The sequence below is a fragment of the Paraburkholderia sp. genome (assembly GCF_036488795.1).
Lineage (GTDB): Bacteria > Pseudomonadota > Gammaproteobacteria > Burkholderiales > Burkholderiaceae > Paraburkholderia.
Genome location: NZ_DASXHA010000140.1, coordinates 1 through 23,724, shown reverse-complemented (window position 1 = coordinate 23,724; position 23,724 = coordinate 1). Strand labels below are relative to the sequence as shown.

Here is a 23,724-nt window from a genome sequence, read left to right as displayed (position 1 = left end):
AATGAGCAACACCACAAACATCGCGCACGACGAACGCCTCGCGCTGCTACAGGCGATTTCCACGGATATTCTCGGCATTGAGAGGCTCGCGCCGATCGGCAAGCCGACGGCGGATTTCCGCGTCATCGACATCGAACAACTAGCTCGCGCGCTCGAAGCCGCTTACGACGTGGGCTTGCTGGTAGGCCAGCGGGTGGCGCGCGCCGGCGCTGTGGATGCGCGTGCGCTCCACGAAATGTTCTTCCCTTGAGCGGTCGGCCGGCTGATTGAGTTTGCGCTGCGCGCCCGCCTGGAATCGCGGCGCGCAGGCAAATGCAGGACGGCTCTCAGGTCGCTGCCGGCGCGTTAGGCACCCGAGCGTTACGCAGATACATCATGGTCGACAAGACCACCGCCGCAGCGGAGGCTGCCGCGGCGAACAGAAATACCGAACCGTAGCCAAACGCGCCGGCAATGTAGCCGGCCAGAGGCCCGGTAATCCCCAGCGACAAATCCAGAAACACCGAATACGCGGACAACGCCGCGCCACGGCTGGCGGGCGGCACGAGCCCGACGGCCTCGACGCCGAGCGCCGGAAACACCAGCGCAAAGCCAAAACCGGTCAGCGCGGCGCCGGCCAATGCGAAGTGCGGTTCGGGCGCGAGCCACAGCATCAGCAAGCCGACGCATTCAAACGAAAACGACGCAATCGCCACACGGAAGCCGCCATAGGTCTTGATCGTATTGGCGAACAGGAGGCGTGCGCCGATAAACAGCGTGCCGAAGACCGTCAGCGACAGCGCCGCATTCGGCCAGTGCCGTGCGGCGTAGAACAGCGTGATGAAGGTGGCGATCGAGCCGAAGCCCGCCGAGCCGAGTGCGAGGCCGATGCCATGCGGCAGCACGCGCATGAAGACGCTCCGGTACGACATGCGCTCGCCGTGGACCACCGGCACTGCCGCGATCAGCCGCGCGAGGTAGTAGCCGAGCGCCGCGAGCGCGATCACCACGATTCCGAGCGCGGGAAAGCCCACCGTATGCGCGATTGCGACACCAAGCGGGGCGCCGATGGCCAGTGCGCCATACGTGGCGATACCGTTCCACGAGATCACGCGGGCGTTATGCGAAACGCCGACCCGGCCGATGCCCCACAGGATCGCGCCGGTGCCGCACAGGCTTTCGCCGCAGCCGAGCACGAGACGGCTCAGTACCAGCAAGGTCAGGCTGAGTGCCGGCCAGTGTCCGCACAACGTGGCGAGCAGCAACAACACGCCGCTCGTCCCGCAGCCCATCAGCCCGATGGCAACGGTTCGTTTCGGACCGAGCGTGTCGGCCGAACGGCCGGCGAGCGCGCGCGAGGCAAGCGTCGCCAGATACTGCACGCTGATCGCGGCGCCGGCGACGATCGCGCTTAAGCCGAGGTCGTCATGGACATAACCCGGCAGCACCGCCAGCGGAATCCCGATGGTCAGATAGCAAATAAACGTGAAAAAAACGACCGGAATGATCTGCAAGGTGACTGCAAATTCGCTGCGGGATGTGGCTGAGTCGGCGGACATGGGGAAAACGATACTTGAAAACGGCAGGAAGGCGTGATTTTCCCATGGAACCGATTCCCTTGCAGGGTTTGCTTAATTCTTTTTGCGTCCAAAATTGGGTGTCGGTTGGCCATAAAGGCGCTTTCTCGGGGATTTCTTGCGCCGCCTGGGTCATGTAGCAACTGGGGCGCTCGCGCTCATGTGGCAATAAAATGGCATTGTCATGAAAAATACGGCGTTTTTGCCACTGCTTCATAAGCTGCGGGCCCCTCAAAACCCTCTCTTTATCGTCCCGACGATATGTCCCGCATGCGATCCCCGCTATGGGTTGCAAATATTGACGGTGATAGTTTTCGAACCGTCCCTGCAGCAAGGTCCTCACGGACCCAGAACATCTGAGAGTCGAGACATATGAGCCAGCCGATCCGCTTTTATCACCGCAACGCGATTCGCGAAATCACGGACGCGCCCGTCACCCGCACCGTGCTGCAGTATCTGCGCGAAGACGCCCACTGCACCGGCACCAAGGAAGGCTGTGCCGAAGGCGATTGCGGCGCGTGCACGGTCGTGGTCGGCGAGCGCGACGAAGCGGGTGGCGTCAACTTCAAGGCGGTCAATGCCTGCATCCAGTTCCTGCCCACGCTGGACGGCAAGGCGCTGTTCACCGTCGAGGACCTGCGTCAGCCGGACGGCTCGCTGCATCCGGTGCAGGAAGCCATGGTCGAATGCCACGGCTCGCAGTGCGGTTTCTGTACGCCGGGTTTCGTTATGTCGATGTGGTCGCTGTACGAAAAGCACGGCCACGAGCATCAATGCGCGAACCGCACGGTGCCTTCGCGCGACGACATCAGCAACGCGCTCACCGGCAATCTGTGCCGCTGCACCGGCTACCGGCCGATCGTCGACGCAGCCGTGCGCATGTTCGAAGCGCCCGCGCCGAAAGCGCCGGTGAATCTCGAGGCCTTGTCGCGCACCCTGACTACGCTCGCGCGCAGCGACACGTTTCACTATGAATACGCCGGCCAGCAGTTCGACGCGCCGCGCACCGTCGAAGCACTGGCGCAGATCAAGGCCGCCCGGCCGGCGACCCGCATCCTCGCCGGCAGCACGGATATCGGCCTGTGGGTCACCAAGCAGATGCGCGAGCTGGGCAACATCGTCTACGTCGGCCAGATCGGCGCGCTGCAGCGCCTCGCAACATCGGCCGACTGGATCGAGATCGGCGCGGGGGTGAGCGTCGAAACCGCCTATGCAGAACTCGCGAAGCACTATCCGGAATTGACGGAAATGTGGAAGCGCTTCGCGTCGCTGCCCATCCGCAATGCCGGCACGCTCGGCGGCAATATCGCCAACGGCTCGCCGATCGGCGATTCGATGCCGGGCCTGATCGCGCTGGGTGCGCGGGTGATCGTGCGCGGCGGTGAAATCGAACGGGAAATGGCGCTCGAAGACCTGTATCTCGCCTACCAGAAGAAGGATATGGCCGAGCACGAGTTCGTCGTCGGCCTGAAGGTGCCGACCCGCACCGGCGCCCGCCAGAACCTGCAGTTCCGCACGTACAAACTGTCGAAGCGCTTCGACTCGGACATCTCGGCCGTGTGCGCCGCGTTCTCGTTCATCGCGGACGGCGACACGATCCGCGAGCCGCGCATCGCATTCGGCGGCATGGCCGCGACATCGAAGCGCGCGACGCACGCGGAAGCCGTGCTGCGCGACGCCGAATGGCACGAAGCCACCGCCCAGGCCGCAATGATTGCACTCGGCAACGACTACGCGCCGCTTTCCGACATGCGCGCCACCAGCAATTACCGTCTTGAAGCGGCGAAGAACACGCTGTATCGCTTCTGGCTCGAAACACGTCCGCACGATCCGCTGCCCAGGTCCTCGCTGGATGTGCGCGCGGTCGTCGCAGCCTGCGCGGATGCCTGACGCGGTCACACGGAAACGGAGAACTCGAATGAATCAGCAAGCTGAACCGTTCCTGAAGGACGCTCAGGATCTCGAAGACCGGATGAACGATTTCGCTCAGGTGCATGTCTCGCGCCCGCACGAATCGGCGCATCTGCACGTGAGCGGCCGCGCCACCTACACCGACGATATCCCGGTGGTCGCGGGCACGCTGCACGCGGCGCTCGGGCTGTCGTCGAAGGCGCATGCGAAGATCGTTTCGATGTCGCTCGACAAGGTGCGCGCGACGCCCGGCGTCGTGGCGATCTTCACTGCGGGAGACATTCCCGGCACCAACGATGTCGGTCCGATCATCCACGGCGACGATCCGATTCTCGCCGACGGGCTCGTCCAGTACATCGGCCAGCCGATCTTCATCGTGGTCGCCACGTCGCATGAAACTGCGCGGCTCGCGGCACGCCGCGCCGAGATCGTCTACGAAGAGCTGCCCGCGATTCTCACCGCACAACAGGCGCGCGCGGCGAACCAGCATGTACTGCCGCCGATGAAGCTCGCGCGCGGCGATGCCGGCGCGAAGATCGCCCGTGCGGCGCATCACGAGGCCGGCGAAATGCTGCTCGGCGGTCAGGAGCAGTTCTATCTGGAAGGACAGATCTCATACGCGGTGCCGAAGGACGACGACGGCATGCACGTGTACTGTTCGACCCAGCACCCGACCGAAATGCAGCACCTCGTCGCCCACGCGCTGGGCGTCGCGTCGCACAACGTGCTGGTCGAGTGCCGCCGGATGGGCGGCGGCTTCGGCGGCAAGGAATCGCAATCGGGCCTGTTCGCGTGCTGCGCGGCGATTGCTGCGTGGAAGCTGCTGTGCCCGGTGAAGCTGCGTCCGGACCGCGACGACGACATGATGGTCACCGGCAAGCGCCACGACTTCCACTACACCTACGAGGTGGGCTACGACGACAAGGGCGTGATCGAGGGCGTAAGCGTCGACATGACGTCGCGCTGCGGCTTTTCCGCTGATCTGTCCGGCCCGGTGATGACCCGCGCGCTGTGCCACTTCGATAACGCGTACTGGCTGTCGGATGTGGCGATCGACGGCTTCTGCGGCAAGACCAACACGCAGTCGAATACGGCGTTCCGCGGTTTCGGCGGTCCGCAGGGCGCGTTTGCGATCGAATACATCATGGACGACATTGCGCGTTCGCTCGGCGAGGATTCGCTCGACGTGCGCCGCCGCAATCTGTACGGCAAGACCGAGCGCAATCAGACGCCGTACGGTCAGGTGGTGGAAGACAATGTGATCCACGAACTGATCGACGAGCTCGAAGCGACCAGCAATTACCGCGCACGCCGCGCCGACATTCAGGCGTTCAATGCGAACAACGAGGTGCTGAAGAAAGGTCTGGCGCTCACGCCCGTGAAGTTCGGCATTGCGTTCAACGTGACGCACTTCAATCAGGCTGGCGCACTGGTCCACATCTATACGGACGGCTCCGTGCTGGTGAATCACGGCGGCACGGAGATGGGCCAGGGCCTGAACACCAAGGTTGCGCAGGTCGTCGCGCACGAACTGGGTGTGAGCTTCAACCGCGTGCGCGTCACGGCCACCGACACCAGCAAGGTCGCGAATACGTCGGCAACCGCCGCCTCGACCGGCTCGGATCTGAACGGCAAGGCTGCGCAGGATGCCGCGCGTCAGTTGCGCGAACGACTTGCTGCTTTCGCTGCCGGGCGCTATGGCGCGGGCGAAGTGAGCGCCGCGAGCGTGCGCTTTGCTCACGACCGCGTGAAGGTCGGCGATGCGGTGGTGCCGTTCGAAGAGATCATCGCCAAGGCCTATCTGGCACGCGTGCAGCTCTGGTCCGACGGTTTCTATGCGACGCCGAAGCTCTACTGGGATCAGTCGAAGCTGCAAGGCCGGCCGTTCTACTACTACTCGTACGGCGCGGCCGTGTCGGAAGTGGTGATCGACACGCTGACCGGCGAAATGCGCGTGCTGCGCGCCGATGCGCTGCATGACGTGGGCGCGTCGCTGAATCCGGCGCTCGATGTCGGCCAGGTGGAAGGCGCCTTCATTCAAGGCATGGGCTGGCTCACGACGGAAGAGCTGTGGTGGAACGCCGGCGGCAAGCTGATGACGCACGCGCCGTCTACCTACAAGATTCCGACTGTCAACGACACGCCGCCCGATTTCCGCGTCCGGCTCTTCAAGAACAGGAACGCGGAGGACAGCATCCACCGTTCGAAGGCCACCGGCGAGCCGCCGTTGCTGTTGCCGTTCTCGGTGTTCTTCGCGATCCGTGACGCGGTGGCGAGCGTGGGTGACTACAAGGTCAACCCGCCGTTGAATGCGCCGGCGACGAGTGAAGAGATTCTGAAAGCGGTCGGTGCGGTGCGGGCGGCAACGGCGGCCGCAGCGGCGCCTGCCTTCGTCCCGGCCGTGGCCCGGCCCTAAACGCAGCACCAACGGAATGCTCGCGATGAACGTCAATGTCTCCATTCAGATCGGCCGGCGCAGCGCTCATGCTGTGCCGAATCCCTTGCCGATGCATATCGTCCTGTTCGGTGCCGGTCATGTCGGGCACGCGCTCATCACGTTGCTCGGACAACTGCCGTGCGTCGTCCAGTGGGTCGACGAGCGCGACGAGTGGTTCCCTGACGAAGTCCCCGCCAACGTGCAGATCGAGGCGACCGACACGCCGGAGGCGATCGTCGACACTGCGCCGGCCGGCGCCTATTTCCTCGTGATGACGCACAACCACGCGCTCGATTTCGCGCTTGCCGCGCGCATCATGCGGCGGCGCGACTTCACGTACTTCGGGATGATCGGATCGAAGACCAAGCGCGTGAAGTTCGAACGCCGTCTGATCGAGCGAGGCGTCGATCCGGAGCGGCTGGCTGAGATGACCTGCCCGATCGGCGTGGCGGGGATTGTCGACAAGGCGCCGCAGTCGATTGCCGTGGCGGTCTGTGCCCAGTTGTTCCAGGTGCGTTCGCACGAGGCGGTGCGGGTGGTCCAGCGTATTTCGGCGACATCGCAGCCGGACATTTACGCGAGTGCCTGAGCGCAGCTGATGGCGCGGAGCGTTTCATTCGACACCCGCGACCACCCTCAACCCACTTCAGTCGTCACTTCCTGCAGCGCCGCGCGCGGCCGCTTCACCCGGCGCGTTTTCTGCGCCACCAGCCTGTCCGACACCTGCGACATCAACGTACGCAACCAGCCGATATCGCTCGGCCGGTCCGGGTGCGGATGCCACAGCTGATAACACTTGATGCGCGGAAACGGAATGGGCACGTCGACCACGGCGAGCGGCAGGATGCTCGCGTAGTGCATCGCGAAGCGGCGCGTCGTCGTGAAGATCAGATCCGATTGCAGCAACACTTGCGGCACGAGGCCGAAGTAGGGCAGCGTCGTCACGATGCGCCGCTCGGCCCTGGCGCGCGCAAAGCCGGTATCGACGGCGCCGCCGCGCGCGCCGCTATACGGCGTCGGTGCGAGATGGGGCGCGGCCAGGTAGGTTTCGCGCGTCATCGGCGCTTGCGCGAGCGGGTGATCGGCACGCATCAGACACACCACCGTATCCGCGAACAGATCGCTCTTCGCGAAGCGGGTATCGGGCTTCGGCCAGTTGCCGATCACCAGATCCAGCTCGCCCGCATCCAGCGCCGCGGCGTGATCGAGCGTCGGAGTGAGCGACTCGATTTCCAGACGCGCATGCGGCGCCGCTTCGCGAAACTGCGCGATCACGGTGGGCATGAAGAAGTCGTTCAGATAGTCCGGCGCCGCGATCCGGAACGTGCGGCGCGAGCGGCCCGGGTCGAAATCCCCATGGGGTGTGGCGACGAAATCCACTTCGCGTAGCACCCGTTGCGCGGACGCCAGCAGCGACTCGCCGTATTCGGTCGGCACCATGCCCGATTTGCCGCGCACGAGGATGGGGTCGTTGAGCGTCTCGCGCAGCTTGCGCAGCGCCGTGCTGATGGCGGGCTGGGTCTGGTTCAGGCGCTGCGCCGTGAGTGTCACGCTGCGTTCGACGAGCAGCGTGCGCAGCACGCGGACGAGCCAGATATCGAGGGAGGCAGCGGTGTCGTCCATGGCTCAGGCGGCGGATCAGGATCGGACTCGGGGACGCGCTGCACGCGAGCGTCGACTGACGGCTCAGGCAGCGGGTCGTGTAGTCCATAACCTTAGGCCCGTTTGCGGTGCGCCGGCCATAGCGCGCGTGGTATGGCCGGCATCACACGCGGGCGCACGCGGCGGCCGCCCGGGCGGAGCATACCTGCGGTACCCGCTGTCAGCCCCGGCGATGGCGATTCAGTCTGCGGAGGTTGCGCCGGTGCTTCAACCTGCCAACGGTCGCGCCATCAGTTCTTCAGGCCGGACGGCAGCGAACTGATCCGCTTCACTTCCTTCGAGTCGAGCCAGTTCGGCGTGCGGGCGCAGTACAGCACCATCGGCAGCGCGTCTTCGCCCCAGAACAACTGGTCGTTGAGCCAGAAAGTCGGCACGCCGAAGACGCCGAGCGCGATCGCATCAGCGGTATTGCGGCGCAACTGCGCCTTCACTTCTTCGCGCTGGATCAGCTCGGGACCGTCGGGCACTCCGACCCGTTCGCACAGAGCGGCAAAGCCCTCCTCGCTGGACGGGTCGCGTCCTTCGCGCCAGATGAAGCGGAAGATCTCGCGGACGCACTGCACGTCCGCGCCGGCGGCGATCGCGAGCAGCATCGGTTTGGTCGAATCGAACGGATGGGCCGGCGGCATCTTGAACGGAATGCCCAGCTGATCCGCCCGGAACAGCGCGTGACGATACATGTAGACGCGCTTGGTGGGCACGCCGTAAGCGGGGCGCTGGCCCCAGTGCCCGTACAACTCGTTCAGCACGACCGGCGTGAAGACGAACGGAAAGCCCGGCCACTTGTCATGTTGCTCGAGCAACAGATACGTAAACGGCGAGACGAAGTCGTAAAACCACAACGGTTGCGTGGCGTCGATGCCATCGGTCATAAAGGTCTCCCGGATTGCTCGGAACTGGATGGCGAGCCTTGCTGCGCGCGTCTGGTACCCGCGTCTGCTACGCGCGTCTGCTACGCGTGTCTGCTAAACCATCCAGTTTGTCGTGATCTTACGCGGAGCCGGGGCGCCGTGCACTTGCCGCATCTATTCAGCAGCCGCTGACCGGGCGCCACGCCGGTTGCTTCGGATCAGGCAGTTGCTTCGTGCCAGCCAGAGGGTATCCTGGGCAGGCGCCGTTGCCGTCAGGCCGTATGGGTCGGCTTGTCTGTCGTGTCCGGACTTGCTTCACGAGCCGGATCGCTCGAGTTCGCCGGCTCCCCGGCGCTGCCGGGCTCGTGCGAATCGCCTGATTCGCCGGCTGCCTGGGACTCGCGCAGATCCCGGGCGTGCGTGAGCCGCTCGCGCACGAAGCCGATGTGTTCGCGCAGCACGTAGAACTGGTCCGCATAGGCGAGCGGCATCTTCAGACCATTAACGGACTCCTCGATGGCGTCGAGCCGTTCGATCAGCGCCTGGCGCTCCTCCGCCGACGTCTCGCTGAGCGCGCCACGCTCGATTGCGATCAGCGCCCCATACCAGCGGTAGATGCGAGATTTCACGCGCCACGCATACAGTGCCGGCACGAGGCGCAGGGCCGGCACCAGCAGCACGATCAGCGGTACGACGACCACCAGCAGCCGGTCGGCAAGGCTGGCAATCCAGAACGGCAAGATCCGGTACAGGAAGCTCTTGCCTGACTTGTAGTAGCGCGCGGCGTCGTCGCTGATCGGGAAGTCGTGGGCGAGCGGGGCAGGGAATTCGCCGGCCTGCTGCATCACGTTCGCCTTGCCGTGCACCTCGCGGGCCGCCTCGATCAGCAGGTCGGAGAGCGCCGGATGCAGCGAAGTGCGCGCCACCAGTTCTTCGGTCGGCGCGACCATCTGGATCGGTTCCGACGGCAGGTTCTTGCCGAGATCGAAGGCACCCATCGGCAGGTGGATCGCCGTCAGGTACGGGAAGCGGCGTGCATACGCCTCGGCCTGGGTGAAGTTGTAGAGCTGCACGTTGGGCGTGCGATAGAGCTTGCCCATCACCGGCGGCTGCGCGGAATCGCCGGCGAGGAAAGCCGCGTCGACCTTGCCCGAGACCAGCGCCTCGGCGGCGTCGTCGCCGGAGAGGGGTAGCAGTTTCGTGGCGCCGCCCGGCTCGATGCCATTGGCTTTCAGGAGCGCCAGCGCCAGTTCGCGGGTACCGCTGCCTTCGGCGCCGATTGCGAGCCGCTGACCCTTGAATTCGGAGAGCCGCGTGACGGTCGGGCCGTGATAGAAGATCGCGAGCGGCACGTAGGCCACGCTGCCGAGCGACATCAGCCCGTCCTTGTTCTGGCCGGGTGCGATGCCGTCCTGCACGAAGGCGACATCGACGTTGCCGTGAGGATCGGCGAGCCGCTTGAGGTTTTCCGCCGAGCCTTCGGAGGTCAGCACGTTCAGCGTGATGCGATTGCGCGCGAGAATCGCCTTGTACTTCTGCGCCGCGTTCCAGAACGAACTGCCTTCGGGGCCGGCGCTGAGCGTCAGCGTGCTGGGCGGCGCGGGCTGGATCAGGCGCACCGCGACCCAGATGGCCGCGGCGGCGATCAGCACAATGGGACCGAACGATACCGCCAGATCGCGCCACGAGATCGCCACAAAGCGGGCGACGAGGCGAGGAGGTGTGCGGCCGGTGGATGACTTCATCGGATGGACGTGACGGCTTGAGCCGTTCAATGAGTTCAGTGAATGGCGGTGTGCCGCGCAGGCTGCCGCGGCGCTTGCTGAGCCTTCAGGCTGACGGCGGCCCGCCAGAGGCTGCGCGCCGGACTGCGGGAGGCGCGGGATACACGAGGCGCGCTCGCGCCGATGGTACATGAGATTGTCTGGGAGACCACACGCCCGGCGGCGCCAGGCGCGCACAAACGCGTAACAAATCGTGAACGCTGCGCAACGGCTACGGGAGCAGCGCATGGGCCAGCCAATGCACGCGCGCGCGAAGCCGGCCCGAACAGCCGGTAAATGAAATGTGAAGCGGGGAGATGAAGCGGGGATATGAAGCGGGCGTGTCCGGATTGCAATTAAAACGCGAGCGAAATCTGCAATGCCGTGCCCACAATGCCGCAGAGCCTTGTTAAACCCTTTGCGCTTCTCGCGCGTGTAGATTAAATTGTGCATCGCTGCTGCGATTCAACGTTTGCGCAGCGCGACCCGGCACGACAAAGTAGAACCGGGCGCGTTAGCGGACTTCGTAGCGAGCCGGCCGGTACGCCTTCAGGCGGTGCCGGGGCCGGCCTCTCTTGCCTCTCGCACACCGTGTTACAGCCTTAGTCGGCCGTCGCTTCGCCGCGCCTTGGTGCGCGCCGTGTACGGCCGCTGGAAGTCGTAACGAAGCCGCTTGTTAGATGCGGTCCAAACCGAAGTAAAAAGGAGAAATCATGAAATCGGTCGATTTTCTGAAGGCACTGGGTGGTGTGGTGGCGGTGGTCGTGGCGTGCAATACGTACGCCCAATCAAGCGATGCAATGGCAAGCGGCGCAATGGCTGCGCCGAGCGCCAAGACCGTCAAGAAGGAAAACCGCCAGCTGGGCCGCAAAGTGCGCAGCGCGCTTGCCAAGGCTCAGGGTATCGACGTGTCGAACATTTCTGTGCGTGCACGTGGCGGCGCGGTATCGCTGACGGGCTCGGTGCCTGACGAGAGCCAGATCGAAAAGGCCGGTGACGTCGCCAAGGGTGTCGACGGCGTGACGTCGGTGTCGAACAAGCTGTCGGTTGTGATTCCGCACTAAAAGCATGCGGCGGCGCCGTCTTCGGACAGGCGCCGCGCGTTCGGATGTGCCCGAAACGGGCCCTGGCTTGCTGCCAGGGCCCGTTTTACATGGCGCTGAGCGATACCTGAGGCGCGCCGATTGTGCAGCGCGCCATGGCATGCCGGGATGGCTTCATCGGCTGTGCGTTCTGACACACAACTTTCTCTGGTTGAGGCGTACTGTGAAGGCTGGGAACCGGAGTGAACCACCATGGACACGACGCTTCAGCGCTACACGGACTTACCGATCGGCGATCGGGCAGCCTTCGAACTGGTGTGCGCGCGGCACGGCTTTGCGCCGGCGCACTTTGAAATCACCGGGTCAGCGGATCCGGACGATCTCGCGCATCACCGCCAGCTGGTGACGATCCGGCGCGGCGGCTGGGCCCAGTCGTATCGTGCCGACGACAACGGCTACTGGGTGCGCGAGTTCGAAACCGATCTGACCTGCCGGTTTTTCAAGTAGGCGGTCTATTGAAACGGGGTTTGCCGACCCGCAGCAGACGGGCCGGTGCCCGGTCTGCGCCGTAGCTTTGCAGCGCCGGCTTCCCGGACAAAAACACAACCAGGCGGCAAAGCTGCCCTTAGGCAAACACCAGCCGCACGCCGACCAGCGTGAGCGTGGCGGCGAGGATGTTGCGCAGCAGCGCATCGGGTGCGCGGCCAGACAGATAACTGCCGACGGCGATGCCCGGCAGCGAGCCCACCAGCAGCGAGAGCAGCATCGCCCAGTTGATCGATCCCAGCAGCCAATGGCCGGCGCCCGCGAGCAGCGTGAGCGGCACCGCATGCGCGATATCCGAACCGACGATCCGCGTGGTCGGCAGGCGCGGGTACAGCAGCAGCAGCACCGTCACGCCGATCGCCCCCGCGCCCACCGAAGTCAGCGACACCAGCACGCCCAGCACCGCCCCCGTGAGCACCGTCAGGCCGAGCGTGCGGCTCTGCGTGAGGGCGCTCTGACGGCCCGCGCCGAGCTTTGCCAGTTGCGGCCGGAACACCAGCGCCACTGACGTAATCAGCAAGGCCGCGCCGAGCACGACCTGGATCAGCTTGGCCGCGCCGGGTGTGTCCATGCCGTAGCGGTGCAGCAGAATCAGCGTAATGGTGGCCGCCGGCACGCTGCCGGCGGCGAGCCGCATCGTCACCTGCCAGTCGACCGAGCCCTTCAGGCCGTGGACCAGCGTGCCGGTCGCCTTGGTGGCGGCGGCATACAACAGGTCCGTGCCCACCGCGGTAGCGGGATGGACGTTGAACAGCAGGACGAGGATCGGCGTCATCAGCGAGCCGCCGCCCACACCCGTGAGTCCGACGAGAAAGCCGACAAACAGCCCGGAAACCGTATACAGAAGTTCGATGTGCGGAAGTGCCATGGAGCGGACCGTTGCCGGCCATAGGGGTTGCGGACTGCGCCCGGCGTACGCGGCGTACGTGTTATTCGCGGGGCGAACGGGCGCGGCAAAGCGGCTATTGTCGCAAAACTGGGGCCCTCGCGTCGTTATGGGAACGGGCGGCGGGATTTCGAGCGGCTGACGGACGGCCCGAAAAGCAAAACGGCAAGTCGCGGATTTTATCGTCCGCGGCTTGCCGCTTGCGTACCTGAAACGGTATTTGCGAAGCGCTCAGCGCCTGCTCAATGCTTCTTCGGCGTGGCCGAGGCGGCCGGCGTCACCCTGATGGGCGGCGAGCCGGAGGGCGAGGTGGTGGGCGGCGATTTTTTGGCCTGCTTCGGTTTCTTTACTTCACGGTTGCTGCGCATCTGACCTTTTGCCATGACAGGGCTCCCCATTTGCATGTGCGCCCGGCGAATTGTCCGGGCATCAAGCGAGTGTGCGCTGATTTGCCCTGGCTGTCGCGCTCCTTTTGCGCGGGCGTCAGGGCCGATGCCTGTCGTATCCCCGCGACAGACGGACTGCCGATCTGCCGCGCCGGTATTTTCATGCGCCGTCGCCGTGCAGCGACGATCATCGTCGAAGTGTGGGCTGGCGCACCGGGCGCGAAGCCTTATGACCGCGCTGTGTCAGCCGGGTCGCGAGCCTTGCTGGGCAACCCGCGGCGTTTCGCCCGGTGCAGCGGTTCATATGATTGTTCCGCCAATTGGCCGAAATAGCCGATTGATCTTTACTTTCAAGCAGATCATATTGCGCTTACCCTGCTCATGCATTCGCGGGGCGCCTTGATAATAAAGAAGATTTTCGATAACACCAGTCGTGCCAGACGCCGTGGGTTGCGCGTGCCGCAATCAACGAGGCGGACATGTCTGTTCTCGCAACATGATTGGCGGTTCGGTCAATGCTCAGAGACATTAGTTCCGATCAGCGCGATTCGATCCAGTGCCGGCACTGTGGTGTAACACTTTCCGCCAGCTTGCCGTCCTGTCCTTCGTGCGGTGCGAGCCAGTCCGATCCGCTCGGCTGGTATTCCCCTTCCACCACGTCGGCCGCTGCGCGGCTGCCCGCGCCGCGTGCGTCGGTTGCGCCGCAACTGGCCGCGCCGGCGGCATGGAACACGCCGGCTGGCGTCGAGGATGACCAGTTTTACGCGAAGCACGATCCGTGGGTCAAACCGAACCGGCATCGTCACATGTGGATCGCGGCGGCCGTGGGCGTGCTGTTCGCGGTGGCCGCCGGCGGCTACTTCGTCCTCAAACCCGGGGACGAAGCCAGCAGGGTGGCGTCCAAAGCGGTGTCCGGTACCGTGATGACACAGCAGTCGGAGCCGTCTGCCAGATATTCGATGTCTGCTCCGGTTGCGCCGCCCGCGTCCGCGCCGCGGCCACCGGTACTGGCGAGTTCGGCCATGGCGGCGCCGGCCGTGCCCAGGCTGGCGGCGCAGAGCCCGGCCGTGGCGAACCCTGTGGCGCCGCAGGTCATTGCGCAGACGCCTTCTGTCGTGAAACCGGTCGCGCCGAAGGTGGCAGTGGTGCAAAACGCGTCGGCCGTTTCAGCGGCCCCGCCCGTGCCCAGGTTGGCGGCGCAAAGTCCGGCGGTGACGAAGCCTGTTGTGTCGACGCCGGGTGAGACACCGAAGGTGCTCGCGCAAAGTCCGGCGGTTGCGAATTCGGCTGTGCCAGTGCCGGCTGAGACGTCGAAGGTATTGGCGCAAAGTCCAACGGTGACCAAGCCCGCCGTGCCAGCGCCGGGTGAGGCGCCGAAGGTGCTCGCGCAAAGCCCGGCGGCCGCGAATGCGGCTGTGTCGGTGCCGGGTCCGGCGTCGAAGGTATTGGCGCAAAGTCCAACGATGACGAAGCCCGCCGCGCCAGCGCCGGCTGAGACGCCGAAGGTGCTCGCGCAAAGCCCGGCGGTTGCGAAACCAGCCGGTCCGGTTGTAGTTGCGCAAAATCCGACGATTGCGATACCGGCTGTGCCCGCGCCAACGGCCCCGGTGGTCACAGCGCAGAGTCCCGCGGCGACGAAACCGCTCGCGCAGACGCACGCCGCTTCGATGACGGTTGCGCAAAATCCTGCCATGAGCAAAGCGGCTTCAGCGCCGCCCGCTACCGCGAAGGCAGCGGCAATGGCAGTCGCCCAGCCGCCGGAGACCATGAAACCGGCCGTGCCCGCGGCCAGACTCGCGGCTCAGGCGGTAGCCGCGTCGAGCGTGCCCGCGCCAAACCCGGTGGTTTCGAAACTTGCCACGCCGAAGATGACGGCGCAAATTCCGGTTCCGCCGAACACGTCGCCGCGCTCTTCACAAAGTACGGCATCGAGCGCTACGCAGAGCGTGACTGCGCAGCAAACCACGGCATCGAAACCGGCTTCCGCGTCGAGGCCGCCAGTGACACTTGCGGCTGTTCCGCACAAAGCTGCGCCGGCGTCGACCGACGCCAGGACCGACATCAGGACCGACGTAAAGCGTGATGTGAAAACCGCCGCAGACAAACCGCGTCCCGACGTATCGAAGAACCTGCAGATAGCGCGAGCCAGCCTGCAGAGGGATGACCTGTCCACCGCGGATGCAAAGCTAGCAGCGGTGATTGCCGCGCAGCCGAAGAATCGCGACGCGTTGAGCCTGCGTGACGAACTCGCCGATCGCCAGCGCCAACGCGACGTCGCCCTGGAAGTCGCGCGCAACTGCGAAAACGAAGGACGCTGGACCTGTGCGTGGCAAAGCGCCGGTAATGCGCTGGTGATGGATTCCAGTAGCGCGGACGCAAAACGCATCGTGACGCGATCGATCCAGCAGTCACAGACCGCCGCCGCGCCACCTGCGCCCGCTGAGAACGACTCCCAACCGTCGCACGAGCCGCCGGCGCATCATTGAGGAAGAGCGTCGTTGAAGCCAGGGCGCACCCGTCGGCCCGTCATGCTTCATGCGAAGTCGGATGGCCCCGGCGCCGGCACACCCGGCGGGGTCTCGGTGTCGCCGAGTGGATCGTCGGCGTCGTCGCTCGCTTTGCCATCGTCTGCGTCATCCTCGCTGACCCCGTCGGCGCCTTTTTCCGGGAGTGGCTGATCCAGTCCGGGCTCCACCGGGGTTGGAATGGCATCGCCGATTGGCTTTGAGATTGGCGTCGGAGGCCCGTCGGCGGGCTGTTTTACGTCTTCGTCCATAGCGCTGCGCGGGCTCGTCATGATGATCTCCTCGTCGGAATAAGTAGTACGGGTTACACAGCAATGCGCGTACCACGGTCCGATGAAATCCATATCGAGCGCGCCGGAGAATCCGCGGCAATGAATTTTGATCGCTCAACGGCCTCGCGATAACGCGGATAGAATGCCGCCGTCTGCGCGAACATGCGCACGTTCAAGCTTTCAAACAAGGAAGCGGATTGAATCCAAAACATACAGTTCGGAAGGCGCAGCCGACAGACCTTCCAATGGTCTACAAAGGCGAGCTCAACTACATTCAAAGCATTGAACCCGAACACGAACAACGCTGGAAAGATGCCATGGCCGGGCATCTGCGGCAGTGGACCGGCGCGCTGGATCGCATGTTCGTTGTCGAGGACGAGGGCGTTCCCGCCGGATACTGCTTCTGGGAAGTCATCAACGGAGCCGCTGTGCTCGCATCGATCTACGTCACGCCGGAACAGCGTCAACGCGGACTCGGCCGGGTGCTGCTCGATCAATACATGAGCGATGCACGGGCACGCGGGTTTTCGAAGTTGACGCTTGGTGTGTTCCACAACAATCCGGCGCGCTTCCTCTACGAGTCCGCAGGATTCGTATGTGTGGGCAAGGGCGCCGAATACACTGACTACGAATATCCACAGCAGGCGTAATCGTTCTGTTTGCTACGGCGGAACGGCTCGAACGCCGCCTCTATAACACTTGTCCAAACGCGGATTCGCGAGGAATAGAATGTGTTCCCCGCGCTCAGGAAACCATTCATGTCCCTCTCGCAAGACTCCAACCCGCTGCTCGAAAACTGGCAGACGCCCTACGGTCTGCCGCCTTTCGATCGCATCCGGCCCGAACATTTCCCCGCTGCATTCGAAGCGGTCATGCGCGAGCATAACCGCGAGATCGAAGCGCTTGCGGCGCTCACCGAGGCGCCGAGCTTCGAGAACTGCGTGGCCGCTTTCGATGACTGCGGGCAGGGCATGCGCCGCATCGAAATGGTGTTTTCGAACCTCTCGTCGAGCGAGACTTCGCCGGCCTTGCAGGCCATCGAGCGTGAGTGGTGGCCCAAACTGGCCGCGCACGAAAACGCGATCTATCAGAACGAAGCCCTGTTTGCGCGCCTTCACGTGCTGCATGAAAAGCGCAGCAGCCTGTCGCTGACGACCGAGCAAACGCGTTTGCTGGAGCGCGTGCATCTGGATTTCGAACGCGCGGGGGCGACGCTTGGCAAGCAAGCCAAAGCGCGCTTTGCCGCCATCGTCGAGGAACTGGCGGCGCTGAATACGAAGTTCGGTCAGAACGTGCTCGCTGATGAAGCGTCGTTTTCGTTGGCGCTGAATGACGCGGACGATCTCGCCGGCCTGCCGGCTTTCGTTCGTGCGGCGGCACGCGAAGCGGCGCATCAGCGAGGCCTGCCGGACGGCACGCACGTCATCACATTGTCGCCTTCGCTGGCCGAACCGTTTCTGACCTTCTCCGAGCGCCGCGATTTGCGTGAGGCCGTCTGGCGCGCGCGCCGCGCACGGGGTGCTCATGAAGGCGAGCATGACAATCGTCCAGTTGCCGCGCGCATCGTCGCGTTGCGGCATGAGCAGGCGGCGCTGCTCGGCTACGCAACCTATGCCGATTTCAAGCTTGCGGATCGCATGGCGCCCTCGGTGGCGGCGGTTGACGAACTGCTGCAGCGTGCGTGGCAACCTGCCATCGCCAAAGCCGGGCAAGACCGCGAACGCCTGAACGCGCTCGCTCAGGAACTGGGTCAGCCGACGCCGATTGCCGCCTGGGATTGGCGCTATCTGTCGGAGAAAGTGCGGCAGAAAAGCTTTGCGATCGACGATGCGCAGGTCAAGCCGTATTTCTCGCTCGACACGATGCTCGCCGCCATGTTCGATTGCGCCGCGCGTTTGTGGGGCGTGCGCTTTACCGAACGCCATGGCGTTGCGCTCTATCATCCGGACGCCCGTCTGTGGGAAGTGACGGACTCCGAAGGAAAGATGATCGGCGTGTTCATTGGCGACAACTTCGCGCGCCAGACCAAACGCAGCGGCGCGTGGATGAGCATTCTGCGCTCGCAATCCGGCCGCAACGGCGGCACGCTGCCGATCGTGCTGAACAACAACAACTTCGCGAAAGGCTCGCCCACGCTGCTCGGCTTCGACGATATCCGCACGCTGTTTCATGAATTCGGCCATGGGTTGCACGGCCTGATGTCGAACGTGCGCTATGAGCGGCTGGCGGGAACGAACGTGCTGGCGGATTTTGTCGAACTGCCGTCGCAGATGTTCGAAAACTGGGCGCAGGAGCGTGAGGTTCTATTGCGTCACGCACGGCACGTGGAAACCGGCGAGCCGATTCCCGTCACCTTGCTCGATCGTCTGCGCGCGGCAAGCCGCTTCAATCAGGCCTTCACGACGGTGCAGTATGTGGGCCCGGCGCTGCTCGACATGGCCTTGCATGCGCGCACTGACGGCACACCGGTGGATATCGCCGCGTTCGAAACCCAGCAGGCCGCGCAGCTCGGCGTGCCTGAAGACATCGGCATGCGGCACTACATGGCGCACTTCCAGCACCTGTTTTCCGGCGACAGCTACGCGGCGGGCTACTACGTCTACATGTGGGCCGAAGTGCTGGAGGCGGACTGCTACGACGCGTTCAGGGAAGCCGGCAACCCGTTCGACCGCGCCACCGCCGAGCGTTTGCTGAAGTGGATCTACAGCGTGGGTAATGCCGTCGCTCCGGCGACCGCGTTCAAGACCTTCCGTGGACGCGAGCCGTCAGTGGAACCGATGCTCGAGAAGCGCGGCTTGCTGGCAGCGCCGGCCGTCTGAGGTTGCACTGGACGTAGCGGGCAATTTGCACATGCATCGAGCAGATTGCCCGCGTCGTGGATGGGTGGGTTGGGATAGGATGTCAGTTCCAGAACGGTCCTTCAGCGTCACAATCCACGTATGGAATCGAAGAGTGCACGAGGCCTCGAGCCAAGAAAGACGCCGCGCCAGGCCCGCTCGGTCGTCACCGTCGATGCGGTATTCGAGGCGACCATTCAGGTTTTGCTCAGCGACGGCGTGCACCGTCTGACCACGACGCGGGTGGCGGAGCGGGCGGGCGTGTCGGTGGGCACGCTGTATCAGTACTATCCGAACAAGCAGGCATTGTTGTACGCGGTACTGCAGCGTCATCTGACCGGCATGGCTGAAGTCGTCGAACGGACCTGCGAGCAGCAGCGTCATCAGCCGCTGGCGGTGATGACGCAACGGCTGGTGCACGCTTTTGTGGCCGCGAAGACCGCCAATGTCGACGAGTCCCTCGCGTTGTACCTCGTGGCGGCCGAGCTGAATGCGGCGAAGCTCGTCGCTGAAGCATCCGAACGCATGCGCGCCGCCACCTCGTCGATGCTGGCAAGCGCAGCGGATGCCTCATTCGAAGATCTGCCGACGGTGACCTTCATCTTCCTGAGCGCAATGACGGGACCGATCCGCGCGGTGCTCGAGGGCCGGGCGTCGCCGAAGATGATGCGCGCGTTGCGCGAGCATCTCGTGACGTTGTGCGACGCCTACCTGAAGCGCGTCGCGCTCCCCGTGGCGGCTCCGGGCCGGGGCGGCAAACTGCGCAAGCCCGTGCCGGCCGCGCGTGCCCGATAGTCACTGCTCCTCGCCAACCCGACGCGACGCATTCCGCCCGAGCCCGTTAGGGAACTGGCGCGCCGGAATCGCTCTTGAGCAGATAGATACTGCGCCGCCGGGACGGATTCAAGGCGCGGTTCGCAAAGGTATGTTTCGGCGCTTGACTAACGGTTTTCTTACAGATCTGATTTCAATCAGCCAACTGGCACGCGCAAATCCGGCGCACGCTCCAAACCCTGCTATCTAGCGGCTCGGCGCCCGGAAACCGCGTCCGTGGAGCGCCGAAAACGGGCGAAAAACCGCTCAAATCAGAGCGTTCAAACCGGCCCGAATGTCTCCCAGGTTGTCAAGGTCAGGAAGCGTATTCTGGTAAACGCGCCTATACTCACGGGCGCGTCCTAAAAGTCGTTCCGTGGGTAGCGCTGCAGTTTCACGGTGCAACCTCGTTGGCTCAGCGCTCCCAACGCTCTGTCTTTCATCTCATCAAGCAACGCATCAGATATGTCTACATCGCCGAAGATCATCTACACCCTCACCGACGAAGCCCCGGCACTGGCAACTTACTCGCTGCTGCCGATCGTCAAGGCTTTCACGCGCTCGTCGGACGTCGCCGTTGAGACGCGCGACATTTCGCTGGCCGGCCGCATCATCGCCGCGTTTCCTGATTATCTGACTGCGGAGCAAAAGGGGTCGGACGATCTCGCGGAACTGGGTGCACTCACCACGCGTCCGGAAGCGAACATCATCAAGCTGCCCAACATCAGCGCGTCGGTGCCGCAACTGAAGGCGGCAATCACGGAACTGCGCGATCAGGGCTACAAGCTGCCGTCCTACCCGGATGTCGCCACGACGGACGAAGAGAAGGACGTCAAGGCTCGCTACGACAAGATCAAGGGTAGCGCCGTGAACCCGGTGCTACGCGAAGGCAATTCGGATCGCCGCGCGCCGCTGTCGGTGAAGAACTACGCACGCAAGCATCCGCACAAAATGGGTGCATGGAACAAGGATTCGAAGTCGCACGTCGCGCACATGAGCGGCGGCGATTTCTACGGCAGCGAAAAATCGGCGCTGATCGCTACGGCCGGCAACGTCAAGATCGAACTGACGGCGGCTGACGGCTCGAAGACGGTCCTGAAAGAGAAGACGGCAGTCAAGGCCGGCGAGATCATCGACGCTTCGGTGCTGAGCAAGAACGCACTGCGCAGCTTCATCGAAGCGCAGATCGCCGACGCGAAGGCCAACAACGTGCTGTTCTCGGTGCACCTGAAGGCCACCATGATGAAGGTCTCGGACCCGATCATCTTCGGTCAGGTCGTCTCGGTGTTCTATAAGGACGTGCTCACGAAGCATGCGGATGCGCTGGCCAAGGTCGGCTTCAATCCGAACAACGGTATCGGCGATCTGTATGCACGCCTGAAGGACCTGCCGGCCGAAACGCGCGACGCGATCGAAGCGGATATCAAGGCGCAATACGCACAACGCCCGCATCTGGCCATGGTCAACTCGGACAAGGGCATCACCAGCCTGCACGTGCCGAGCGACGTGATCGTCGACGCATCGATGCCCGCCATGATCCGCGAATCCGGCAAGATGTGGGGCGCGGACGGCGCATTGCACGACGCGAAGGCCGTGATTCCGGACCGTTGCTACGCGGGTGTGTATCAGGCGGTGATCGAAGACTGCAAGCAACACGGCGCATTCGATCCGGTCACGATGGGCAGCGTGCCGAACGTCGGGCTGATGGCGCAAGCGGCTGAAGAATACGGTTCACACGACAAGACGTTCCAGATCCAGAAGAACGGCGTGGTTCGCGTGACGGACGAAGCCGGCAAGGTGCTGCTCGAACAGGCGGTTGAAGAAGGCGACATCTGGCGCATGTGCCAGACCAAGGACGCACCGGTGCAAGACTGGGTCAAGCTGGCGGTCAACCGCGCCCGCGCGACCAGCACGCCTGCCGTGTTCTGGCTGGACGCGGCGCGCGCGCACGACGCGCAGATCATCAGGAAGGTCGAGCAGTATCTGAAGGACCACGATACGAACGGTCTGGAAATCCGCATCATGACGCCGGTGGAAGCGACGAAGTTCTCGCTCGATCGCATCCGCGCAGGCAAGGACACCATTTCGGTCACCGGCAACGTGCTGCGCGACTACCTGACCGACCTGTTCCCGATCATGGAACTGGGCACGAGCGCGAAGATGCTGTCGATCGTCCCGCTGATGGAAGGTGGCGGCCTGTTCGAAACGGGCGCGGGCGGTTCGGCGCCGAAGCACGTTCAGCAGCTGGTTGAAGAAGGCTTCCTGCGTTGGGACTCGCTGGGTGAATTCCTCGCGCTGGCCGCTTCGCTCGAACACCTGAGCAACGCGTACCACAACCCGAAGGCGCAAGTGCTGGCCAAGACGCTGGATCAGGCGACGGGCAAGTTCCTCGACAACGACAAGTCGCCGGCACGCAAGGTGGGCGGCATCGACAATCGCGGCAGCCACTTCTACCTCGGTCTGTACTGGGCGCAAGCATTGGCCGAGCAAACCGAAGACGCGGCATTGAAGGCGCAGTTCACCGAAGTCGCCAGGGCACTGGGCGACAACGAAGCGAAGATTCTTGAAGAACTGGCCGCGGCGCAGGGCAAGCCGGCGGACATCGGCGGTTACTACCGTCCGAACGTCGAACTGACGAGCAAGGCCATGCGTCCGAGCGCTACGCTGAACAAGATTGTGGACGGCGTCGCTTAAGGTAGCTCACAGGACCCTCAGGGGTACTTAAGCTGCATTAGCATTAGCGTTGGTAGCAAAAAGCACGATGACGCCCGAAGGCGCCATCGCTGCTGTACTCAGGATTCGAAGCAGGACCGCTACGGGCGGGCCGGCCATGCGTTGAACATCGCGCATGGCCGGCCCGCCCGTAGCACATTTATCTGCGTGTGCTTGCAGCCGGTTGCCTCCTCAGATTCACGCTCACACGTGAACGACCTCCCATTCCTCGAGTTTTTCCGGAATTTCCAGTGTCGACGTATCGGCTTCGGACAGATGCGGGCAGCACATGCCGCGTGCGAGGTCGTCAGCGGCCTGCTGAGGGCTCGCGAACTCTCCGAGCGTCTCGTTGCCGTATGTCGCTTCCCAGCCGTTCTTGCCGGGCAGAATGTAGAACGATCCTTCCGTCGAGCCAAAGCGAAAGCCTTCCATTTTTAATCTCCCAAGATCAATAAAAAATGCGATTCCGTGGCTAGCCGGTCTGCGCAGCGGTGACCGGCTCATCAGGCGCTTTCTTCGGAGGTCGTGGAGTTCTACCGCATCAAGCGCCAGCTCATGTAAAAGAGTCTACGCCGGCCTTCCGTGTGGAGAGCTTTGATCGTGGGTTCGGTTGACTAAAAAATACCGTTATTAAACAATGGCTTGTACATTTTATTCCGGATCGTGGAACGTCGGGCGCATTGCGAAACGCCCCGTTTGTGCCATGCACCACGATTTTTTGTAGTGCAACGGTTCATGCCGCATTATGAAATTTCCCGGGTTTTGGGTTTCAGGCCGCATTGGAGGCCTGGACCGTTTCGATGAGCCACGCCTTGAGCGTCTGGGCGCTTGCCTGCAGCTCGGCATTGCGCGGGTGCACTAGGTAGTAGCCGGTAGGCAGCGGCAGCGCCATGCCGAAGGGGTCGATCAGCGATCCGTCGGCCACTTCGGCGCGCGTCAGCAAGGCGCTGGTCAGTACCACCCCCTGCGCGCGCACCGCGGCTTCGATGGCGATCAGCGACTGATCCACATGCAGCCCGGCAATCTGCGCGATCTGCGGCTCGCTGAGCCCGCTGAATTGCCGGAGCCACGTTGGCCAGTGTGGATGGAGCGTGTTGTGCAGCAGCGTTGCCCGTTGCATGTCGTCCGGGCGCTTTAACTTCAGGCGCTTCGCGTAGGAAGGGCTGCAGTAGACGCGCGCTTCGTCCGCGTACAGCAGATGGACCGAGAGACTGTCGTCGACGCCGTTGAAATAGCGGATGGCCAGATCGACGGCGTCGAGTCCGAAATCGACGTAGGCGGTGGACGTGCTCAGATTCAGTGCGATCTGCGGATGCGCCATCAGGAAATCGGCCATGCGCGGCGCGAACCATTTGGCGGCGAGGCTGGGCGGCATGGACAGCCGTACGCCCGTGTTGCGGCCTTCCCGCACCCGCCGGCTGGCTTCGACGATCTGCGTAATGGCCGGCTGGATCTGCGCGAAATAGGCGCGTCCCTCGGCGGTCGGCGTCACCTGGCGGATCTGCCGCACGAACAGCGCGATGC

General features: G+C 63.9%; 20 protein-coding genes. 12 read left to right on the top strand and 8 right to left on the bottom strand.

Going from position 1 to position 23,724, the window contains the following annotated elements:
* On the top strand, positions 1 to 250 hold a 250-nt coding region (locus VGH41_RS20655; protein WP_331599412.1), incomplete at its 5' end, for a DUF6900 domain-containing protein.
* Between the two features lie 76 nt (positions 251 to 326).
* Here the strand turns inward: VGH41_RS20655 and VGH41_RS20650 are convergent.
* The gene (locus VGH41_RS20650; RefSeq protein ID WP_331599411.1) at positions 327 to 1,538 is read right to left on the bottom strand and encodes an MFS transporter; all 1,212 of its coding nucleotides are present in this window, start codon (positions 1,536 to 1,538) and stop codon (positions 327 to 329) included.
* 390 nt (positions 1,539 to 1,928) lie between these two features.
* Between VGH41_RS20650 and xdhA the strand changes: the two genes are divergently transcribed.
* From xdhA to xdhC, 3 genes are read left to right on the top strand one after another with little or no spacing between them, the layout of a single operon-like run.
* The gene (xdhA, locus tag VGH41_RS20645) at positions 1,929 to 3,446 is read left to right on the top strand and encodes a xanthine dehydrogenase small subunit (protein WP_331599410.1); all 1,518 of its coding nucleotides are present in this window, start codon (positions 1,929 to 1,931) and stop codon (positions 3,444 to 3,446) included.
* A 28-nt stretch (positions 3,447 to 3,474) separates the two neighbouring features.
* Positions 3,475 to 5,883, top strand: a complete 2,409-nt coding sequence (gene xdhB / locus VGH41_RS20640) for a xanthine dehydrogenase molybdopterin binding subunit (protein ID WP_331599408.1) — start codon at positions 3,475 to 3,477, stop codon at positions 5,881 to 5,883.
* 25 nt (positions 5,884 to 5,908) lie between these two features.
* Positions 5,909 to 6,493, top strand: coding sequence for a xanthine dehydrogenase accessory protein XdhC (gene xdhC, locus VGH41_RS20635; RefSeq protein ID WP_414696688.1), 585 nt, complete (start codon positions 5,909 to 5,911; stop codon positions 6,491 to 6,493).
* A gap of 47 nt (positions 6,494 to 6,540) precedes the next feature.
* Here the strand turns inward: xdhC and VGH41_RS20630 are convergent, their stop codons facing one another.
* The 3 genes from VGH41_RS20630 to VGH41_RS20620 all read right to left on the bottom strand — a co-directional run bounded on the left by VGH41_RS20630 (position 6,541) and on the right by VGH41_RS20620 (position 10,162).
* The gene (locus VGH41_RS20630; RefSeq protein WP_331599406.1) at positions 6,541 to 7,527 is read right to left on the bottom strand and encodes a LysR substrate-binding domain-containing protein; all 987 of its coding nucleotides are present in this window, start codon (positions 7,525 to 7,527) and stop codon (positions 6,541 to 6,543) included.
* 269 nt (positions 7,528 to 7,796) lie between these two features.
* Positions 7,797 to 8,438 carry a 2-hydroxychromene-2-carboxylate isomerase gene (locus VGH41_RS20625; protein WP_331599405.1) on the bottom strand — a complete coding sequence of 214 codons (642 nt, stop codon included), beginning with the start codon at positions 8,436 to 8,438 and terminating at the stop codon, positions 7,797 to 7,799.
* A 251-nt stretch (positions 8,439 to 8,689) separates the two neighbouring features.
* Positions 8,690 to 10,162, bottom strand: coding sequence for a TAXI family TRAP transporter solute-binding subunit (locus VGH41_RS20620; protein WP_331599404.1), 1,473 nt, complete (start codon positions 10,160 to 10,162; stop codon positions 8,690 to 8,692).
* A gap of 731 nt (positions 10,163 to 10,893) precedes the next feature.
* Here VGH41_RS20620 and VGH41_RS20615 point away from each other — a divergent pair.
* Together VGH41_RS20615 and VGH41_RS20610 are read left to right on the top strand one after the other, a co-directional pair.
* Positions 10,894 to 11,244: a BON domain-containing protein gene (locus VGH41_RS20615; RefSeq protein ID WP_331599403.1), complete on the top strand. Its 351-nt coding sequence runs from the start codon at positions 10,894 to 10,896 to the stop codon at positions 11,242 to 11,244.
* A gap of 231 nt (positions 11,245 to 11,475) precedes the next feature.
* The gene (locus VGH41_RS20610) at positions 11,476 to 11,730 is read left to right on the top strand and encodes a hypothetical protein (RefSeq protein ID WP_331599401.1); all 255 of its coding nucleotides are present in this window, start codon (positions 11,476 to 11,478) and stop codon (positions 11,728 to 11,730) included.
* 118 nt (positions 11,731 to 11,848) lie between these two features.
* On the opposite strand, the gene VGH41_RS20605 is transcribed toward VGH41_RS20610, so the two are convergent.
* Positions 11,849 to 12,637: a sulfite exporter TauE/SafE family protein gene (locus VGH41_RS20605; protein WP_331599400.1), complete on the bottom strand. Its 789-nt coding sequence runs from the start codon at positions 12,635 to 12,637 to the stop codon at positions 11,849 to 11,851.
* A gap of 27 nt (positions 12,638 to 12,664) precedes the next feature.
* Here VGH41_RS20605 and VGH41_RS20600 point away from each other — a divergent pair, with 27 nt between their 5' ends.
* Both VGH41_RS20600 and VGH41_RS20595 read left to right on the top strand, forming a co-directional pair.
* Positions 12,665 to 13,027 carry a hypothetical protein gene (locus VGH41_RS20600; RefSeq protein WP_331599398.1) on the top strand — a complete coding sequence of 121 codons (363 nt, stop codon included), beginning with the start codon at positions 12,665 to 12,667 and terminating at the stop codon, positions 13,025 to 13,027.
* 529 nt (positions 13,028 to 13,556) lie between these two features.
* Positions 13,557 to 15,527, top strand: coding sequence for a hypothetical protein (locus VGH41_RS20595; protein ID WP_331599397.1), 1,971 nt, complete (start codon positions 13,557 to 13,559; stop codon positions 15,525 to 15,527).
* A gap of 47 nt (positions 15,528 to 15,574) precedes the next feature.
* On the opposite strand, the gene VGH41_RS20590 is transcribed toward VGH41_RS20595, so the two are convergent.
* Positions 15,575 to 15,838 (bottom strand): hypothetical protein, encoded by a 264-nt coding sequence (locus VGH41_RS20590; protein ID WP_331599413.1) that lies wholly within the window; start codon positions 15,836 to 15,838, stop codon positions 15,575 to 15,577.
* Positions 15,839 to 16,083: 245 nt separating this feature from the next.
* On the opposite strand from VGH41_RS20590, the gene VGH41_RS20585 reads away from it, so the two are divergent.
* The 4 genes from VGH41_RS20585 to VGH41_RS20570 all read left to right on the top strand — a co-directional run bounded on the left by VGH41_RS20585 (position 16,084) and on the right by VGH41_RS20570 (position 22,182).
* Positions 16,084 to 16,488, top strand: a complete 405-nt coding sequence (locus tag VGH41_RS20585; RefSeq protein WP_331599396.1) for a GNAT family N-acetyltransferase — start codon at positions 16,084 to 16,086, stop codon at positions 16,486 to 16,488.
* Positions 16,489 to 16,596: 108 nt separating this feature from the next.
* The gene (locus VGH41_RS20580) at positions 16,597 to 18,657 is read left to right on the top strand and encodes a M3 family metallopeptidase (protein WP_331599395.1); all 2,061 of its coding nucleotides are present in this window, start codon (positions 16,597 to 16,599) and stop codon (positions 18,655 to 18,657) included.
* A 120-nt stretch (positions 18,658 to 18,777) separates the two neighbouring features.
* Positions 18,778 to 19,470, top strand: a complete 693-nt coding sequence (locus VGH41_RS20575) for a TetR/AcrR family transcriptional regulator (RefSeq protein ID WP_331599394.1) — start codon at positions 18,778 to 18,780, stop codon at positions 19,468 to 19,470.
* 483 nt (positions 19,471 to 19,953) lie between these two features.
* A complete protein-coding gene (locus tag VGH41_RS20570) occupies positions 19,954 to 22,182 on the top strand; it encodes an NADP-dependent isocitrate dehydrogenase (RefSeq protein ID WP_331599393.1) in 2,229 nt (742 codons plus the stop codon).
* Positions 22,183 to 22,404: 222 nt separating this feature from the next.
* Here VGH41_RS20570 and VGH41_RS20565 read toward each other — a convergent pair whose 3' ends face one another.
* Together VGH41_RS20565 and VGH41_RS20560 are read right to left on the bottom strand one after the other, a co-directional pair.
* Positions 22,405 to 22,632 (bottom strand): hypothetical protein, encoded by a 228-nt coding sequence (locus tag VGH41_RS20565; RefSeq protein WP_331599392.1) that lies wholly within the window; start codon positions 22,630 to 22,632, stop codon positions 22,405 to 22,407.
* A gap of 337 nt (positions 22,633 to 22,969) precedes the next feature.
* Positions 22,970 to 23,724: LysR substrate-binding domain-containing protein (locus VGH41_RS20560; protein ID WP_331599391.1), on the bottom strand; the 755-nt coding region annotated here is incomplete at its 5' end.

Bases quoted from the DNA above. Each gene is read 5' to 3' on its own strand.
- VGH41_RS20650 (WP_331599411.1), bottom strand. From the start codon at position 1,538: ATGTCCGCCGACTCAGCCACATCCCGCAGCGAATTTGCAGTCACCTTG.
- xdhA (WP_331599410.1), top strand. From the start codon at position 1,929: ATGAGCCAGCCGATCCGCTTTTATCACCGCAACGCGATTCGCGAAATC.
- xdhB (WP_331599408.1), top strand. From the start codon at position 3,475: ATGAATCAGCAAGCTGAACCGTTCCTGAAGGACGCTCAGGATCTCGAA.
- xdhC (WP_414696688.1), top strand. From the start codon at position 5,909: ATGAACGTCAATGTCTCCATTCAGATCGGCCGGCGCAGCGCTCATGCT.
- VGH41_RS20630 (WP_331599406.1), bottom strand. From the start codon at position 7,527: ATGGACGACACCGCTGCCTCCCTCGATATCTGGCTCGTCCGCGTGCTG.
- VGH41_RS20625 (WP_331599405.1), bottom strand. From the start codon at position 8,438: ATGACCGATGGCATCGACGCCACGCAACCGTTGTGGTTTTACGACTTC.
- VGH41_RS20620 (WP_331599404.1), bottom strand. From the start codon at position 10,162: ATGAAGTCATCCACCGGCCGCACACCTCCTCGCCTCGTCGCCCGCTTT.
- VGH41_RS20615 (WP_331599403.1), top strand. From the start codon at position 10,894: ATGAAATCGGTCGATTTTCTGAAGGCACTGGGTGGTGTGGTGGCGGTG.
- VGH41_RS20610 (WP_331599401.1), top strand. From the start codon at position 11,476: ATGGACACGACGCTTCAGCGCTACACGGACTTACCGATCGGCGATCGG.
- VGH41_RS20605 (WP_331599400.1), bottom strand. From the start codon at position 12,637: ATGGCACTTCCGCACATCGAACTTCTGTATACGGTTTCCGGGCTGTTT.
- VGH41_RS20595 (WP_331599397.1), top strand. From the start codon at position 13,557: ATGCTCAGAGACATTAGTTCCGATCAGCGCGATTCGATCCAGTGCCGG.
- VGH41_RS20590 (WP_331599413.1), bottom strand. From the start codon at position 15,838: ATGACGAGCCCGCGCAGCGCTATGGACGAAGACGTAAAACAGCCCGCC.
- VGH41_RS20585 (WP_331599396.1), top strand. From the start codon at position 16,084: ATGGTCTACAAAGGCGAGCTCAACTACATTCAAAGCATTGAACCCGAA.
- VGH41_RS20580 (WP_331599395.1), top strand. From the start codon at position 16,597: ATGTCCCTCTCGCAAGACTCCAACCCGCTGCTCGAAAACTGGCAGACG.
- VGH41_RS20575 (WP_331599394.1), top strand. From the start codon at position 18,778: ATGGAATCGAAGAGTGCACGAGGCCTCGAGCCAAGAAAGACGCCGCGC.
- VGH41_RS20570 (WP_331599393.1), top strand. From the start codon at position 19,954: ATGTCTACATCGCCGAAGATCATCTACACCCTCACCGACGAAGCCCCG.
- VGH41_RS20565 (WP_331599392.1), bottom strand. From the start codon at position 22,632: ATGGAAGGCTTTCGCTTTGGCTCGACGGAAGGATCGTTCTACATTCTG.